Genomic DNA, 16,356 nt, shown 5'->3' with positions numbered 1-16,356 from the left:
TGTCGGGCGACTACTTCGGCAGTGGCCTGGTGCCCTCGGCCATGTTGCGGGCGATGCCCACCATGTAGCCGGCGTGGAACGCCACGGCGCCGACGGCGACGCCGAGCGCCACCGCCGTCGGGGTGGCGAGCACCGGGGTGAGTCCGGCCAGCCCGTGGGCGTTCCGGTCGGCCTCGGTGAGCTCACCGAACATCTCCAGGGAGATGTCGTTGGTGTGGTCGACGAGTGCGGTCATCTGGTTCACCTCCTTCGGAAAGCTCTCAGCCAGTGTGAAAGGCAGCGCGCGCGCCGTTCATCTCAGCTAAAAATCTTGAATCGCTAGGATGTCCGAGGGGGTCGCCGCCGTCAACCACGGGAAACGGGGTCCACCCGATCCGACGAGGGGAGGGGCACCACATGGACCACCCGGGCACGGGCACCCTCGCCGAGAAGATCAACCGACTCTTCGAGGTGGTCCGCCGCCCCGACCGGGAGCAGTACCGCAACGAGGAGGTGGCCACCGCCTGCCGCGCGGCCACCGGGGAGAGCTTCTCCACCACGTACCTCTGGCAGTTGCGCAACGGCCGGCGGACCAACCCCACCAAGCGGCACCTGGAGGCCCTCGCCCAGTTCTTCCAGGTGCCGGCGGCGTACTTCTTCGACGACGAGCAGAGCGCGCGGATCGTCGAGGAACTGGAGCTGCTCGGCGCGCTGCGCGACAGCGCCGTCCGGCAGATCGCGCTGCGTGCGGTCACCCTCTCCCCGGAGGGGCTGGACACCATCAGCGACATGATCGAAGCCATCGGGCGGCGGGAGGCACGCCGCGCCGGGTCGACCGGCGCGCCACTGCCCGAGCCCGGCACCGGCGGGCAGGTGGGGCACGATGGCGGTTGATCGGGGCATGTGGCGTCGGTGCCAGCGGATCGTCGACGCGCTGTCGATCCCGACGCCGTTCGAGCCGACCCGGTTCGTCGACGCGTTGGCCCACCAGCGGGGCCGACCGGTCGAGCTGGTGCCGATGCCCGGTGGAGCCAGCCAGTGCGGTGCACTGGTCGCCACCGACCAGGCCGACTACCTCTTCTACGCCACCAGCACCACCCGGCTGCACCAGGAGCACATCCTGCTGCACGAGGTCGGGCACCTGCTCTGCGGCCACGTCGACGACCGCTCGCTGGCCGACCTGCCCGCCCTGCTGCTGCCGAACCTCTCCACCGACCTGGTCCGCCGGGTACTCGGCCGTTCCGACTACTCGGCCGCCCAGGAGCAGGAGGCCGAACTGGTCGCCTCGATGATCGCCCACCGCGCCCGCCGGGGCCCGACCGGCGACGCCGGCCCGGTCACCCCCGAGGTCGCCGACGGGCTGGCCCGACTCGGCTCGATCTTCGACACCGGCTGACCAGGGCCGGGCACCATGCTGACCTGGCTCAACTTCACCGCCCTGGCGCTCGCCGTCGTGGTCGCCGCCTACAAACTCCTCCCGGTGCCCGGCCGTCGACGTGCCGCCGGTACCCGCTACCTCTCCGCCTTCTTCCTCTGCATCGGCCTCGGCCTGGCGGTGATGGCCCACCCGGTCCTGATCGCGCTCAGCCACGTCGAGCCGGTGCCGAACCTCAGCCGGCTGCTCGGCAACGGCCTGGAGATGCTCGCCGCGTACTTCCTCGGCGCGCTCGGTCAGAGCATCGCCCGCCCGGCCGGCACCCGGCGCTGGCTGCGCCGGCACGGTGCCCTGCTGGTCGGCGCGGTCCTGGTGATGGCGGTGCTGCTGGCGAACGCCGACACCACCTTCACCCTGAACTTCGTCAACGCGTACTCACGGGATCCGGTCGTCGTCGGCTACCTCGTGGTCTTCTTCAGCTACATCGCGGTCTGCCTGGTCACCTTCATCACCAGCGTGGGCGGCTACCTGCGGCACGTGGCGGCCGGCGTACTGCGGACCGGGCTCAGCTTCGTGGTCACCGGCACCGCGCTGGGCATCGTCTGGGCGGCCTGGTCCGGGGTCCGGCCGGTGGTCACCCTCCTCACCGGCCGGTCCCTGGCCACCACGCTGCCGGTCGGCGCCACCCTGGGCTCGGTCTGCATGCTGCTCTGGCTGATCGGGGCGACCCTGACCGCCTGGGGCGACCGGATCACCGCGCCACTGCGGTGGCTGCGTGCGCTACGCCGGCTGCGCCGGATCGACCCGCTCTGGCGGGCGCTGCGGGCCGCGCTGCCGCAGATCGCCCTCAACACCAGCGGCGGCCGGCCGTTGCCCGGCGCGGAGTTCGCGCTCTACCGGCGGGTGATCGAGATCCGCGACGCGCAGTTGACGCTGCGTCCCTACGCCCATCCGGACGTGCCCCGCTGGGTCGACCCGGCGGCGGACCCGGCCACCGTGGAAGCGGCGGTGATCGCCGCCGCCCTCGTCGGTCACGCGCACGGCCGGGACTACCGTGCCGAGCACCCGTTCCAGGACGTGGACGCCTCGCTGGCCTCGGAGAGCGCCTGGCTGGCCCAGGTGGCCCGGCAGTTCACCAGCTCGCCGCAGGTGGCCCGGGTCCGCCAACTCGCTGCCGCCGAAGCCACCACGCCCCGGAACGCCGACCGGGCGTAGGCCCCTGGCGATCGGGTTGCGGCTGGCCGGTGACGTTGCGCCGTCCCTTCGCCCGCGGCACCAGGCCGGTGCCGCGCCGGCTCCCCGCCGACCCGGCCGAGCGCCTGCACGCCACCTCCGGATCCACCGGCCCCTGGCAGGTTCCGCCCTGCTCAGCCGGCCTGTGGTCCGGCCAGCAACCGCCCCGCCAGCATGAGCAACCGGCGGTACTTGGCCGGCTCGGCGAGCACCCCCAGGCGCTCCAGCGGATTGCCGTCCGTCGCGATCAGGTCGGCGTGCGCACCCGGCGCGATCACCCCCAGGGTGCCCTCCGCACCGAGCATCGCGGCGGCGGTGGAGGTGGCCGAGCGGATGATGTCGAGCGGGCTCAACACCTCCCGCCGCAACTGGAACTCGTCGAGCTGGTGGCGCTGCATCCCACCCAGCAGGTCGGTGCCGAAGACGATGTTGACGCCGCCCCGGTGCGCGGTCTCCAACGCTCCCAGGCCCGCGTCGAGCACGTCGTACACCTTGCGGTGGACGTGCTCCGGTATGCCGGCGGCCCGGCCGTCCCGGGCGATGGCCTGGTAGGTGACCAGGGTGGGGACCAGATAGGCCCCGGTGGCACGGAACAGTGCGACGCTGCTGTCGTCGAGCAGGTTGCCGTGTTCGATGCTCCGTACCCCGCACTGCAGCCCTCGGTTGATCGCCTCCGCCGTGTACGCGTGGCCGGCGACGTACCGCCCCGCCGCGCGGGCCTCGGCCACGATGGCGGTGATCTCGTCCAGTGCGAACTGGGTGGCGTCGATCCGGTCGGTCGGCGAGGTGACCCCGCCACCCAGCATGATCTTGATGTGGTGCGCCCCCTTGCGAAGTTCGTCGCGGGCCGCGCGGCGGCACTCCGCGACGCCGTCGCACACCCGGCCGAAGTCGGGGCAGCAGTACGGGACGGTCCTGACGTTGCGGCCGGGACGTCGTACGTCGCCGTGGCCCCCGGTCTGGGAGAGCGCCTTGCCGGCGAAGAACAGCCGGGGCCCGGTGACGAGGCCATCGGCGATGGCGTCGGCGAGGCCGTGGTCCGCGCCGCCGCAGTCGCGGACCGTCGTGAAGCCGCGCGTCAGCATGTCGTGCAGCGCCCGGGACGCGTGGGCCCCCACGTAGTAGTGCGACAGGTCCGGCAGCGCGGACAGGTCGGCCGTGGCCGCCGTGACGTGCACGTGGCCGTCGATGAGTCCGGGCATCAGGGTGGCCCCCTCCAGGTCCACCACCGGCGCCTGCCCGTGCCGCACCTCGGCACCGCCCACCTCGGCGATCAGCCCGTCGACGACCAGGACATGACGGTCCGGCGTCAGGGTGCCGGCGACCGGGTCCAGCACGGTCGCGTTGACCAGCAGCCAGGTCCTCCGGTCAGCTCGGGTCGACACGGGGACTCCTTCCCTCTCTGCCGACAGCGACGGGGCCGCGTGCACCGGTCACGGTCCGGTTGCCGGGGACCACCGGTGCCGGCCCGTCCGGCGCGGGTACGGTCGCCGACCCGCTGTCGCTGATCTCCTCCAGCGCCCGCCCGCTGGTGGACACCCCGAAGGCCAGGACCACCACCACACCGACGGCGAGCACTCCCGTGGTGACCAGGAAGACACCGTCGAAACCGATGACCGGATAGGTCGTCCCGATCAGGATCGGCGCGGAGATCCCGCCGATGCGGCCGACCGCCGACGCGGTGCCCATGCCCCGCGCCCGGACCGCGGTCGGGTACAGCTCGGGGGTGTACGCGTAGATCGCGGCGTAGACCCCGTTCATGAAGAAGGAGAGCAGTCCGCCGAAGATCATCACCTGCGCGGAGATGTCCGACCCGGACAGCAGGTACGCGGCCACCGAACCGCCGCCGAGGTACAGCGCGATCGTCCACTTGCGGTCCAGCAGGTCGTTGAGCGCGGCGGCGGAGTAGTAGCCGGGGATCTGGGCCAGGTAGATCACGATCGAGTAGGTGAAGCTCTTCGCGATGGTGAGCCCGTCCGCGTACAGCAGGGTCGGTATGAAGGTGAAGAAGCCGTAGAACGAGAACGTGATCACCACCCAGAGGACCCACAGGACGGCGGTCCGGCCGGCCAGGTCCCGTCGCCACAGTCCGCCGATGCCGACCCGCGGGGGCGGTGCGGTACCCGGTGCGGGGTCGGCCGGGGTGACGGTGGGTGACGGGGCGGCGGGGGAGGGCGGCCGGGTGGCGGCCGACCGCGCTGCCTGCCGTTCGATCGTCTCGACCACGGCGCGGGCCTCGTCGGTCCGCCCCCGGGCGAGCAGGAACCGGGGTGACTCCGGCACGGACCGACGCCACCACAGCAACAGGACGATGGGCACGGTCGCGACCACGTGGAGCACCCGCCATCCCTCCGGCCCCATCGGGACGATCCACCGGGCCAGCAGAGCGGCACCGACGTACCCGAAGGAGAAGAAGCCGGCGAGCGCACCGATGAACCGGCCACGGAGCCGTCCGGGGACGAACTCGGAGAGGAACGCCGGGATGATCGCCGACTCGGCCCCGGTGCCGATGCCGGCGACCAACCGGGCCAGGAAGAAGAACTCCCAGCTGGGAGAGACCGCCGCGACCAGGGTGGCCAGGCAGAACACGGCCAGCGCCCACATCATCACCCGACGCCTGCCGATCCGGTCGGCGATGATGCCGGCACCGAGGGCACCGAAGAAGAAACCGATGAGCGTGGAACTTCCGACCAGACCGGTCTGGCCGCTGCTGAGCTGCCACTCCTCGGTGACCGAGGGCAGGACGAAGGCGACTGTGGCGACGTCGAGGCCGTCGAAGGTGAGCCCGAGGCCACCCATGGCGAGCAGGGTCAGGTGTGGGCGGGAGAGCGGCAGCCGTTCCAGACGGGCCAGCAGGTCGGACCCCGGTTGTCCGCTCATGCCGGCTCGGACGGTAGATCGATGCCCTCCAGCGTCGCACCGCACCGGCAGGCGGGCTTCCGGGGCAGCGCGGCGACCACCCGGAGCAGGAGGGCCCGCAACCGTTCGACGTTCTCGGCGAAGACCTGGAAGACGTCCTGCTGCTGGACCTCGTCGCCGGGGGTGAGGCCGGCGTCCAGGTCGGTCACCAGGGCGATGGAGGTGTAGCACAGGGCGAGTTCCCGGGCCAGGCCCGCCTCGGGTTGGCCGGTCATGTTGACCAGCGACCATCCCTGCCCGGCGTACCACCGCGATTCGGCCCGGCTGGAGAAGCGCGGCCCGTCGATCACCACGGTGGTCCCTCCGTCGGTCACCGGGCTGCCGTGCTCGTGGGCGGTCTTCAGCACGGTCTCCCGACCGACGGGGCAGTACGGATCGGCGAACGAGACGTGCACCGCGCCCGAGTCGTAGTAGGTCCGCTGCCGTCCGGAGGTACGGTCCACGATCTGGTCCGGCACCACCAGGCTGCCCGGCCCGAGTTCGGGCAGGAGCGAGCCGACGGCACAGGGCGCGAGGACCTGACGTACCCCGACGGCGCGCAGCGCCCAGATGTTGGCACGATAGTTGATCCTGTGTGGGGGGAACCGGTGGTCGGCGCCGTGCCGGGCGAGGAAGGCGACCGTCCTGCCGCCCACGTCGCCCACCGTCACCGGACCGCTCGGTGGGCCGAACGGGGTGTCGACCGTTATCTGTTCGCTCTCCGCGAGCAGCGCGTAGAACCCGGTGCCGCCGACGATCCCGACGTCGGGCCGTGCCTGCGTGGTCATAATGCCTCCTGGTGGTACGGCGTTGTGAGGTCGGCCAGTCTGCGCGCCGCCTCGTCCAACACCTGCGGCTCCTTGCAGAACACGAAGCGGACGATCGGCAGCCCGTCGGCGGGGTCGTCGTAGAACACGGCGCTGGGGATCGCGGCGACCCCGACCCGGTGCGGCAGCTCCCGGCAGAAGCGGATGCCGTCCGCCACACCGAGGGGTCGGATGTCGGCCTGGAGGAAGTACGTTCCCTGGCATACGTACGGGGTCAGACCGGTGGCCACCAGACCGGTCCGCAACCGGTCCCGGTTGGCCTGCAACCGCGCCGCCTGGGCCCGCACCCAGGGCTGCTGGGTTGCGAGCGCCTGCGCCACCGCGACCTGGAAGGCGGTGCCCGAGGCGAAGGTCAGGTACTGCTTGACCCGCCGGACCGGCTCGACCAGATGGGCTGGACCGCACACCCAGCCGACCTTCCACCCGGTGGCGCTGAACGTCTTGCCCGCCGACGAGACGGACAGCGTCCGTTCCCGCATCCCCGGCAGGGTGGCGAGCGGGGTGTGCACGGCACCGTCGTAGGTCAGATACTCGTAGACCTCGTCGGTGACGGCGACCAGGTCGTTGCGCCGGCAGCAGGTGGCGATGGCGGCCAGCTCCTCGGCGTTGAATATCGTGCCGGTGGGGTTGTGCGGACTGTTCAGCAGCAGTACCCGGGAGCGGCGCGAGACCGCGGCCGACAGGTCGTCGGGGTCGAACCCGAACCGGCCGGTGGCGTCGGGACGCATCGGTACGACCCGTCGCCGACCCCGCGCCAGGGCGATGCTGGCGGCATACGAGTCGTAGTACGGCTCGAAGACGATTACCTCGTCGTCCGGCGCGCAGTGTGCCAGCAGGGCCGCCGCCAGGGCCTCGGTCGCTCCCGTCGTCACCAGGACCTCGGTGTCCGGGTCGTAGTGGGTGCCGTAGCGCAGGGCCCGCTGGGCGACGATCGCCTCCCGCAGTTCGGGGAGCCCGGCCAGCGGCGGGTACTGGTTCGCGCCCGCCGCGATGGCGGTCCGGGCCGCCTCCAGCATGGCCGGCGGGCCGTCGGTGTCCGGGAAGCCCTGCCCGAGGTTGACCGCCCCGGTCCGCTGGGCCAGGGCGGTCATCTCGGTGAAGATCGTCGTGCCCGAGCCGCTGCCGGTGTCGGTCGGGCAGGCGGGTGGCCGGATCATCGCGGCCCCCCGGCAACCGACCGCGCGGCGGGCCCGCCGGTCAGGTCGTCCCGCAGGTCAAGCTGGTCGAAGGTGGTGACGACCGCGTGGTCGCCGCCCACCGGCGGCGTGTCGTCCCGCTGGACCGCGACGGTGTGCCAGCCCGCCGTCCGGGCCGCGTCCAGCTCGGCGGCCACGTCGGACAGGAACACGATCGAGGCCGGGTCGGTGCCGATCGACCGGGCGATCGAACGGTACGAGTCCGGTTCCCGCTTGGCGCCGCCGTTGTCCAGGTCGAAGAACCCGGTGAGGTACGGCAGCAGGTCACCGTGCGGGCTGTGCCGGAACCACGCCCGCTGCGCGGCCACCGACCCGGACGAGAAGATGTGCACGGTCCACCCCCGCGCCGTCCACGCCCGCAGCGCCCGTGGCACGTCGTCGTACACGTGTGACACGAGCGCGCCGCCAGCGAGGGCGTCCTGCCAGATCAGCCCCTGGATGGTCTTCAGGGGCGCGACCTTGGCGTCCCGCCGGATCCAGTCCCGCAGGATGTCGACGATCTCGTCCCGGCCGGCATCCGGCCGGTCGGCGATCCTGGCCGCGGACCGCAGCGCGTCGGCGACCGCCGGCTCGCCGCCGTGGGTCGCCACCCAGGACCCCAACACCCGTGACGCGTACGGGAACAACTGGTCGTGCACGTAGCCGATCGAGCTGGTGGTGCCCTCCACGTCGAGGACGACGGCGCGGCTCATGGCAGCCGGGCCGTGCGCAGCTCGTCGAGGCTGGGGAACCCGCTGGCGATGCTGTCCGGCGAGAAGTTGCCGATCCAGCCGTCCTCCTCCTCGAAGAACCGGATGGCGGTGAACTCCGGGCGGTCACCCATGTCGAACCAGTGTGACGTGCCCCGCGGCACCCAGAGCAGGTCGCCCGCCTCGCACACCACCGCGTACACCTTCGCGCCCACGTGCAGGTAGAAGCAGCCGGACCCTTCGACGAAGAACCGCACCTCGTCCTCGTCGTGGGTGTGTTCCGAGAGGAACTTCGTCCGCGCCGCACGGGCCTTGTCCGGCCACTGCGGGTCGGTCTCGTCGGGCTTCATCCGTACGACGTCGACGAGCCGGAACCCGCCCTGGTCGCAGATCCGGTCCACCTCCGCCCGGTAGGCGGCGAGAACGTGGTCGGGCGAGGCGTCCGGGGCCACCTTCCGATCGAGTTCCCACTGCTCGAAGTCCACGTTGAGCGGGCTGAGGGCCTCACGGATCTCGTCGGGCCGGTCGGTGCGCTCCAGCACCGTCCGGGCGTCGTCGTCGGGCATGATCTGCAGCAGTGTCATGGTGTCCTCCCTCACTGGGTCGCTGGCGTCCGATGGGTGTCTGTCAGTCGCCGATGAGGAGGGCGAGCTGGCAGAGCGCTTCGAGGCACTCGAGGCGGTCGCTCGCCTCGGCCAGGTCGGCTCCCCAGGTGGTCGCGCCGTGGTGGGTGATGAGCAGCGCGGGTGCGGGGTCGGTCGCCGGGTGGGCGAAGTGGTCACCGACCTCCGCCGCGATCCGGGGCACCTCGCGCCAGTTGGCGAACAGGGGGATCTCGACGCTGTCCAGGTACGCCCGGCCCATCCCCTTGATCAACTCCAGGTCGGTGAAGCGCACCGGCCCGCCTCCGGCCCGGTACCTGCGGCTCGCCAGCGCGGTCGCGTACGGCGGATGGGCGTGCACCACCGCCCCGACCATCGGGAAGGCCCGGTAGACGGCCAGGTGGATGCAGGTCTCGGCGGAGGGTCGGGGCGAGCCGGGTCGTACCGGCGCACCGGTGTCGGCCCGGACGAGCACCGTGTCGGCGGAGGTGAGCCGCCCCTTGCCCAGCCCACTGGCGGTGATCAGGACCGCGTCGGCTCCGGACCGGACCGAGACGTTGCCCGAGGTGCCCGGCATCCAGCCCCGCTCGTAGAGGGTCCGCGCCGTCGCGCTCAGCCATCCGGCGGCGTCGTACGGGTCCGCGGCGGCGCCGTACGGGGCGGTGGAGACGACGTCCACGGGGTGCGCCGTCATGACCGGTCGGTCCGGAGCGCGACCAACCGGTGGGGGTGCAGTCGACGGACTCCGCCCAGCCCGGCCAGCTCCAGCAGCACGCCGAACCCGGCCACCCCGGCGCCGCCCTCGGTGACCAGCTTCGCCACCGCGGCCAGGGTGCCGCCGGTGGCCAGCACGTCGTCCACGATCAGCACCCGGCCGTCCGGTGGCACCGCGGACTCCTGCATCTCCAGCACGTCCTCGCCGTACTCCAGGTCGTACTTCACCGACCGCAACGGGCCGGGCAGCTTGCCGGCCTTGCGGACCAGGACCAGCGGCTTCCCCGCGGCCAGCGCGACCGCGGTGCCCAGCGTGAAGCCGCGTGCCTCGACCGCGACGACGTGGCTGAACGCGTCCCGGTACGCGGCGGCGAGGGCGTGGGCCGCCGCCCCGAACGTCGCCGGCTGCGCGTAGACACCGGCCAGGTCACGGAACCGCACCCCGGGCCGGGGGAAGTCCTCGACCATCGTGGCGAGCCGGTCGATCCGGTCCGCCAGGTCACCGGTGCCCGGGTCGGCGGGGTACCAGACGCGGTCCTCGGTCACGATCGCGGTGACCAGATCCCCCGGTGTGACGTCGAAGGCCGGGTTGAACGCCTGGGTGCCGGCGCAGGTGGTGTCGACGCCGGCGACGGAGGTCACCTCGTCGCTCGGCCGTTGCTCGATCGAGATCGCGGCCCCGTCGGGCGTTGCCCCGTCGATTGTCGACTCCGGCGCGACGACCACGAACGGCACGCGGTGGCGGGCCGCCGCGACAGCCAACGGGTACGTTCCGATCTTGTTGGCGACGTCGCCGTTGGCGGCGATCCGGTCGGCACCGACCACGACGCAGTCCACCAGGCCGGCGGCCAGCGCGCTCGCCGCCGCCGAGTCCACCAGGAGTCGATGGGGTATGGCGGCGTCGCGCAACTCCCACACGGTCAGGCGGGCCCCCTGCAGCAGCGGTCGGGTCTCGGTGGCGAAGACCATCTCGACCTGGCCCTGCCCCGCGAGGTGGTGTACGGCGCCCAGCGCGGTACCCACCCCGCCGGTGGCCAGCCGCCCGGTGTGGCAGTGGGTCAGGATCCGCAGCCGTGGCCGGCGGCAGAGTCCCCGCAGGAGATCCGCGGCCCGGGACGACGCGGCCCGGTTGACCCGCTCGTCCTCCGCGGCGAGTGCGGTGGCCTCGGCGAGCACCGCGTCGGCGCCCTCGGCCAGCCGGCTCAGGGCACGGTCGACCCCCCAGGCCAGGTTGACCGCCGTCGGCCGGGCCGCGGCCAGGCGCGCGGCGTCCCGCCGTACCGGCTCGTCCGCCCCGTGCCGGTAGGCGGACAACGCGACGCCCAGGGCGCCCGCGATCCCCAGCGCCGGGGCTCCCCGGATCGCGAGTCGTGCGATCGCGTCGACCAGTTCGTCCACCGTGGTGATGCGCAGGACGTTGTGACGGTGCGGCAGTGCGGTCTGGTCCACCGTGACGATGGCGCCGTCGTCCCACGCCAGGGTCGGTCCGGCGCTCATTGCCCGGCCCCCGCGGCGTTGCTGGCCCCCGCGACGAGGTACATCTGGCCTGGGGTCGAGATGTTGTTGTTCAGCATGTATGCCTGGATGCGGTCGGGCGAGTCCTCGTGCGACCCGATCCAGTGGTCGATCTGCGCGTCGGTGAACGGGCAGAAGTGCTGCACGTCGACCGTGCCGAAACCGGCGGCGGTCAGCATCGCCGCGGTCTCCTCGGGCGCCGGCGTGGCCCGCACCAGCCACTCGCGGTCGGCGGACCCGTAGAGCGACAGCATCCGTCCGTCCGGCCACGAGGTGTTCCAGTTCGAGATCACCACAGATCCGCCGGGGGCGAGGAGGCCGTGGACGGTGGCCAGCGTTTCGATCCGGTCGGCGTCCGGGATGTGGGCGAACGTGCCCATCATGAAGGTCACGAGATCGAAGCTCTGCTCCGGGAACGTGACGGTACGGATGTCCCCGCAGACCAGCTCCACCCGGTCGGTGACGTCGGACCGGCGTAGTTCCTCCCGGGCCATGGCGACCGCCGCGTCCGCGACGTCCAGGCCGACGCTGCGCCATCCGGCGCGGGCGAACAGCATCGGGTACCGGCCCGTGGCGGTGCCCACGTCGAGCATCCGGCCGGTGAGCTGTCCGCGCGCGGCGAGCGTGTGGAACAGTGCGTCGCGCTCCAGACGCTTCTTGACCTCGTCGACCCCTCGGAGATGGCGGTACTCGCGGTACCAGTCCGAGCGATAGGTAATCGTGTCGGCGAACTGGTCGGTAGATGACATGGATCTCCCCTAACCGAAACGAATGTTCGAGCAGAACCAAACCGACTGAGCAGAACCAGCAACCGGATCGCTGCGCTGCGAGGTGCCCGCTGCTCGGCTTGGCGGAACCGAACCACCGCCGTTGCCCCTACTCCCCGTCATTCTGGGCACACTGACCGTCAGGCGACTCCCGTATTTCTATCTGCATCGATGGCGTAAATCAATTAAGATTTTCTATATCGAGCTTGTAGTGATTCTGCGCCAAATGACAGGCCCACCAATAGGGCGGTCCCCCTACAATTGCCGAACGACGGATGATGATCGCGCCGAATCACGCAGATATGCAGGAGGTTGGGCCGTGCCTGGCAACGAGACGCCCACCGGTGGGACGGTCGACACGCTGCTGCGCAGAAGCGTGCAGGCCCATCCCGACCGCTGCGCCCTGCGCGGCCCGGGACGGAGCTGGACCTACACCGAGCTGGACCGGCGGGTCCGTCGGTTGGCCGGCGTGCTGCGCGAACGCGGGGTGGGCCCCGGCACCCGGGTCGGGCTGCTGCTGCCCCGGTCGGCCGAGTGCGTGGCGCTCGTCCTCGCGGTCCTGCGCCGGGGCGCGGCCTACGTCCCGCTGGACCCCGGCCACCCGGTCAGGCGGTTGGCATACGTCCGCCGGCACAGCGGCGTCCACCTCCTGGTCACCGCAGGTGGGCACACCGCACCACCCGGCCCCGGGCAGGACGTCGCCCTCGACGACCTGCTCGTGGAGGCCGAGGCGTCCACGACGGACGCCCCGTCGTCGGGCGACGCCACCCCCGACGGCACCGCACACATCCTCTACACCTCGGGCTCCACGGGAACTCCGAAGGGCGTGCGGCTCAGCCAGCGTGCGGTGGCGAACAACGTCCGCGCCTGCGTGCGCACCTTCGGCCTACGGCCCGACGACACCCTCGTGCTCAAGACACCGCTGACCTTCGACGTGAGCGCGTACGAGATGTTCTCCGCCCTGGCCGCCGGGGCCTGTCTGGTCGTCGCGCCCCCCGGTGCCGAGGGCGATCCCGACCTGCTCGCAGCGACCGTCGACGACTACCGGGTCACCGTCCTGCACACCGTCCCGGCGCAGCTCCGGGCGTTGACCGAGACCGGGGCGTTCGTCCGGAACACGTCCCTGCGGGCGGTGATGAGCACCGGCGAGAAGCTGCCGGTCGCGCTGCAACGGGCCTTCCACAGCGTCCGCCGGGAACCGCTCTACAACTTCTACGGCCCGACCGAGACCGCGTACGCGACCGCCTACCGGGCGGTGCCCGAGAACGCCGCCGCCCTGGCGGAGCAGGCCACCGTCCCGATCGGACGGCCGCTGGACAACGTCCGGTGCTACGTCCTGGACGACGCCGGACGGCCGGTGCCCGACGGTCAGACCGGCGAGCTGCACATCGGCGGGGAGAGCCTGGCGGACGGCTACCTGGACGACGACGAACGCACCCGGGAACGGTTCCACCACGTCGACCTCGGTGAGGGGCGGACCGACCGGGTCTACCGCACCGGTGACCTGGTCCGCCGCCTGCCCGGTGGGGACCTGCTCTACCTGGGCCGGGTCGACGACCAGATCAAGATCGCAGGACAGCGGATCGAGCTCGGCGAGGTTGAGTCCGCCATCCTCGATGTGCCGGGCGTCCGCGCGGTGGCGGTCACCGTACGGGAACGGGACCCCGACGGGGCCCCCGAACTGTCGGCCTTCGTGGAGTTCGACCCGACGGGTCACCTCACCACCACGGGCCTGCGTACCGCGCTCGCGGCGTGGTTGCCCGGACGCATGCTCCCCGCCCGTCTCGTGCCGGTGGCGAGCATCCCCCTGCTGTCCAACGGGAAGACCGACCGGCTGGCCCTGGCCCGGCTGCACCCGTCGGCCCCCACCCCCCGGTCGCCCGGGGGCCGGCCGGTCACCCCGCTGCGACAGGACACCCCGGTGGCGGAGCTGGTCCGCCGCTGCTTCACCGAGGCGCTGGGCGGCCCGCCACCGACGGACGACAGCCACTTCCTGCACGAGGGGGGCGACTCCCTCCTCGCCATGCGGGTGGTGGCCCGGCTACGCCGGGCCGGCGTGGCGATCTCCGTGGCCGAGTTCCTGTCCCACCCGGTGCTGGCGGACCTGGTCGCCTACCTGGGCAGCTCCCCGGCCCGACCGGTGCCGCCGGAGTCCGGCGGCACCCGCCCGGCCACGGCCCCGACGGCTACGGCGCCGGTCCACGACTGGTTCACCGAACGGGTCCGCACGGACCGGACGTACTGGAACATGTTCGTGCGGCTCCGCGTGCTCCGGCCGCTCACCCCGGCGCACCTGGAGGCCGCGCTCCGGGACCTCCTGGCAGCGCACCCCGCCCTGCGCGCCCGCTTCGTCGACGACGGGACCGGGGTGCGGATGGTGCCCGACGACCGGATCACCTCCGACCGGCTGGTACGCACCCTCGACGTGACCGGCACCGCCGAGCGCGACGCCGCCGTCGACCGGCTGCACCGGTCCCTCGACCCGTCCACCGGCGACCACCTGAGGGCGTTGCTGATCCACGACCGGGCGGGCGACGCCATGTACCTCGTCGTCGCGATCCACCACCTCGTCGTCGACATCGTCTCCTGGCACGTGCTCCTCGACGACCTGGTGGTCGCGCTGGACGCCCTCGAACGCGGTGAGGAACCCTCGCTTCCGGCGCAGGCAGAGACCTTCCAGGGCTGGGTCGAAGCCCTGCCGCCACTCGGCACGGACCTCGACGAGGCGGCCTACTGGCTCTCCGTTCTACGCCTGCGGCAGGCGGCACCGGGCCTGGCGGCGCGCGGCGCGGCCCGGCCCGAGCAGGCCGGAGAACTCCTGACGTTCCGGGTCCCGGCCGCGACGACCCGGCAGTTGCTCGGTCCGGCTCCGGTCCGGCTCGGCATGTGCGTCCACGACGTCATGGCGGCGGCCGTCGGGCTCGCCCTCGCCCGCTGGCGTCCGGACGGTGCCGTGACGTTCGACCTGGAAACCCACGGCCGGCACCGGTGGCCGCGACTGGACAGGGTGGTCGGGTGGTTCACCGCCGTCTTCCCGGTTGCCTGGCCCAGCGCGCCGTCGACCGACCTGGCCACCGAGTTGGCCCCCGCGCGGGCGGCGTTGGCGGCGGTGCCGCACGGCGGTACCGGCTACGGCGTCCTGCGCCGTCACGCCGGCGACGCGGGGACGGCGGCGGCACTTCGGGCGACGCCGCCGGCTCTGGTCTGCTTCAACTACCTGGGCCGGGGTGACCTCGGCCCGCCCGGCGACCGGTTCCGGACCGACGGCACGCCCGTGCCGTGGGAGGCGCGCTCTCCACGTGCCGAGCGGCCCTACCCGGTGGAGGTGTCGGCCGTGGTCCTCGACGACCAGTTGGCCGTGTGGCTGAGCTGGGCCCCCTCGCCCGCCGACGGGCTGGACGAGTCGTCGGCGCGTCGCCTCCGGACGCACCTACGGACCGTACTGGACGAGCTGGCGCTTGCCTGCGCCGCCGGGGCGGTCAGTGGTGCAGCACCGTCCCCCGCCCACCGTCAGCCGGGCCCGCAACGGTAGTGCCGAGCCTGATGGTGTCGTCCAGATTGGCGGTGACCGCAGTGAACGCGTTGATCAGCCGCCGCAGCGTGGGCCGGCTGCGGGCGGCGCTGCGCACCGCCACCGAGATCCGTCGGCGTAACGGGCGCTCGGCCAGCACCAGGCACCGCACGTCGTACCGGCTCTGGGCGATGGTGATCGCCGGCACGAACCCGATGCCCAGACCGGCCTCGATCATGGCCAGCATGACGGTGAAGTCGTTGCTCATGTACGCGATCTCGGGCGTGAACCCGGCGTCGACGCAGGTGCTGACCATGGCCGCGTGGCACAGGGTGCCCACCTGGCAGGTCAGCCACGGCTCGGCCGCGTACGCGGTCATGGGGAGCGCCGGCCGGGCGAGCGGGTGTTTCGTCGGGAGGACGAGACACATCTGTTCGCTGAACAAGGGGGTGAACTCGGTCCCGGGCTCGACCAGCGCCGGCAACGGGTCGTACTCGTCGATCAGCGCCAGGTCGATCTCTCCACGGCGCAACGCCGGCAGGCTCTCGTGGGCCTCCATCTCGTGCAGGCCGATCTCGACCGGGCGTTTCTTGTTCACGCAGAACGCGAGGGCCTGCGGGACCACCAGTCGGGAGACGCTCGGAAAGGACGCCAACTGCACGACGCCTTCGACGCCGTCCCGCAGATGCGCGAGCTCGGTCTTGGCCCGCTCCACCTCGGCGAAGATGCGCTCGGCGCTGCTGACCAGCACCCGCCCGGCCTCAGTCAGGGTCAGTTGACGGCCCTTGCGCTCCAGCAAGGGCATGCCAATTTCCTTTTCCAGGGTCGCAAGCTGCTGGGACACCGCAGAGGGAGTCAGCTGCGCCGATTTTGCGACCGCACTGACCGTGCCCAGGGAGGCGAAATGGGAAAGCAGGCGGAGTCGCCGCAGATCGAACATCGGTTCCAGACTTGTCGGTCGCGCCCAGGTGCATCACCGAGGGATTACTTTCCGCGTCTTTCGCCTCTACTCAGAGTGAGGCGGTGTTGAAGGTACTACAGGTTCAAGAT

The 16,356-nt window shown here is 72.0% G+C and carries 15 protein-coding genes; 4 read left to right on the top strand and 11 right to left on the bottom strand.

The window, feature by feature from the left end:
* Window positions 1–10: 10 nt before the first annotated feature.
* The gene (locus tag B5D80_RS15425; protein WP_144081681.1) at window positions 11–235 is read right to left on the bottom strand and encodes a hypothetical protein; all 225 of its coding nucleotides are present in this window, start codon (window positions 233–235) and stop codon (window positions 11–13) included.
* Window positions 236–396: 161 nt separating this feature from the next.
* Between B5D80_RS15425 and B5D80_RS15420 the strand changes: the two genes are divergently transcribed.
* Genes B5D80_RS15420 through B5D80_RS15410 form a run of 3 tightly spaced genes read left to right on the top strand, consistent with a single transcriptional unit; the run spans window position 397 to window position 2,569 of the window.
* Complete coding sequence (locus B5D80_RS15420) at window positions 397–873, top strand: helix-turn-helix domain-containing protein (RefSeq protein ID WP_088644569.1); 477 nt, start codon at window positions 397–399, stop codon at window positions 871–873.
* A complete protein-coding gene (locus tag B5D80_RS15415) occupies window positions 863–1,375 on the top strand; it encodes a hypothetical protein (RefSeq protein ID WP_211291507.1) in 513 nt (170 codons plus the stop codon). Before B5D80_RS15420 ends, B5D80_RS15415 begins: the two co-directional genes overlap by 11 nt.
* Window positions 1,376–1,390: 15 nt before the next feature.
* The gene (locus B5D80_RS15410; protein ID WP_088644568.1) at window positions 1,391–2,569 is read left to right on the top strand and encodes an MAB_1171c family putative transporter; all 1,179 of its coding nucleotides are present in this window, start codon (window positions 1,391–1,393) and stop codon (window positions 2,567–2,569) included.
* A gap of 152 nt (window positions 2,570–2,721) precedes the next feature.
* On the opposite strand, the gene B5D80_RS15405 is transcribed toward B5D80_RS15410, so the two are convergent.
* From B5D80_RS15405 to B5D80_RS15365, 9 genes are read right to left on the bottom strand one after another with little or no spacing between them, the layout of a single operon-like run.
* Window positions 2,722–3,972 (bottom strand): metal-dependent hydrolase family protein, encoded by a 1,251-nt coding sequence (locus B5D80_RS15405; protein ID WP_088644567.1) that lies wholly within the window; start codon window positions 3,970–3,972, stop codon window positions 2,722–2,724.
* Window positions 3,956–5,467 carry an MFS transporter gene (locus B5D80_RS15400; protein WP_088644566.1) on the bottom strand — a complete coding sequence of 504 codons (1,512 nt, stop codon included), beginning with the start codon at window positions 5,465–5,467 and terminating at the stop codon, window positions 3,956–3,958. Before B5D80_RS15400 ends, B5D80_RS15405 begins: the two co-directional genes overlap by 17 nt.
* Complete coding sequence (locus B5D80_RS15395; protein ID WP_088644565.1) at window positions 5,464–6,273, bottom strand: S-methyl-5'-thioadenosine phosphorylase; 810 nt, start codon at window positions 6,271–6,273, stop codon at window positions 5,464–5,466. Before B5D80_RS15395 ends, B5D80_RS15400 begins: the two co-directional genes overlap by 4 nt.
* Complete coding sequence (locus B5D80_RS15390) at window positions 6,270–7,469, bottom strand: pyridoxal phosphate-dependent aminotransferase (protein WP_088644564.1); 1,200 nt, start codon at window positions 7,467–7,469, stop codon at window positions 6,270–6,272. The genes B5D80_RS15395 and B5D80_RS15390 overlap by 4 nt, the downstream gene beginning before the upstream one ends.
* Complete coding sequence (mtnC, locus tag B5D80_RS15385; protein WP_088644563.1) at window positions 7,466–8,200, bottom strand: acireductone synthase; 735 nt, start codon at window positions 8,198–8,200, stop codon at window positions 7,466–7,468. Before mtnC ends, B5D80_RS15390 begins: the two co-directional genes overlap by 4 nt.
* Window positions 8,197–8,781 carry a 1,2-dihydroxy-3-keto-5-methylthiopentene dioxygenase gene (locus tag B5D80_RS15380; protein ID WP_088644562.1) on the bottom strand — a complete coding sequence of 195 codons (585 nt, stop codon included), beginning with the start codon at window positions 8,779–8,781 and terminating at the stop codon, window positions 8,197–8,199. The genes mtnC and B5D80_RS15380 overlap by 4 nt, the downstream gene beginning before the upstream one ends.
* Window positions 8,782–8,824: 43 nt before the next feature.
* Window positions 8,825–9,493: a methylthioribulose 1-phosphate dehydratase gene (gene mtnB / locus B5D80_RS15375; RefSeq protein WP_088644561.1), complete on the bottom strand. Its 669-nt coding sequence runs from the start codon at window positions 9,491–9,493 to the stop codon at window positions 8,825–8,827.
* Window positions 9,490–11,010 carry an S-methyl-5-thioribose-1-phosphate isomerase gene (gene mtnA / locus B5D80_RS34330; RefSeq protein WP_088644560.1) on the bottom strand — a complete coding sequence of 507 codons (1,521 nt, stop codon included), beginning with the start codon at window positions 11,008–11,010 and terminating at the stop codon, window positions 9,490–9,492. The genes mtnB and mtnA overlap by 4 nt, the downstream gene beginning before the upstream one ends.
* A complete protein-coding gene (locus tag B5D80_RS15365; RefSeq protein WP_088644559.1) occupies window positions 11,007–11,777 on the bottom strand; it encodes a class I SAM-dependent methyltransferase in 771 nt (256 codons plus the stop codon). Before B5D80_RS15365 ends, mtnA begins: the two co-directional genes overlap by 4 nt.
* 337 nt (window positions 11,778–12,114) lie before the next feature.
* Between B5D80_RS15365 and B5D80_RS15360 the strand changes: the two genes are divergently transcribed.
* Window positions 12,115–15,327, top strand: coding sequence for a non-ribosomal peptide synthetase (locus B5D80_RS15360; protein ID WP_158224191.1), 3,213 nt, complete (start codon window positions 12,115–12,117; stop codon window positions 15,325–15,327).
* Here the strand turns inward: B5D80_RS15360 and B5D80_RS15355 are convergent.
* Entirely contained in the window at window positions 15,275–16,246 is a 972-nt protein-coding gene (locus B5D80_RS15355; protein WP_088644557.1) for a LysR family transcriptional regulator, read from the bottom strand. The genes B5D80_RS15360 and B5D80_RS15355 overlap by 53 nt on opposite strands.
* Between the last annotated feature and the right edge of the window lie 110 nt (window positions 16,247–16,356).

It is taken from the genome of Micromonospora wenchangensis (assembly GCF_002210435.1).
Classification (GTDB): Bacteria; Actinomycetota; Actinomycetes; order Mycobacteriales; family Micromonosporaceae; genus Micromonospora; species Micromonospora wenchangensis.
This window is presented reverse-complemented; position numbering and strand designations above follow the sequence as displayed.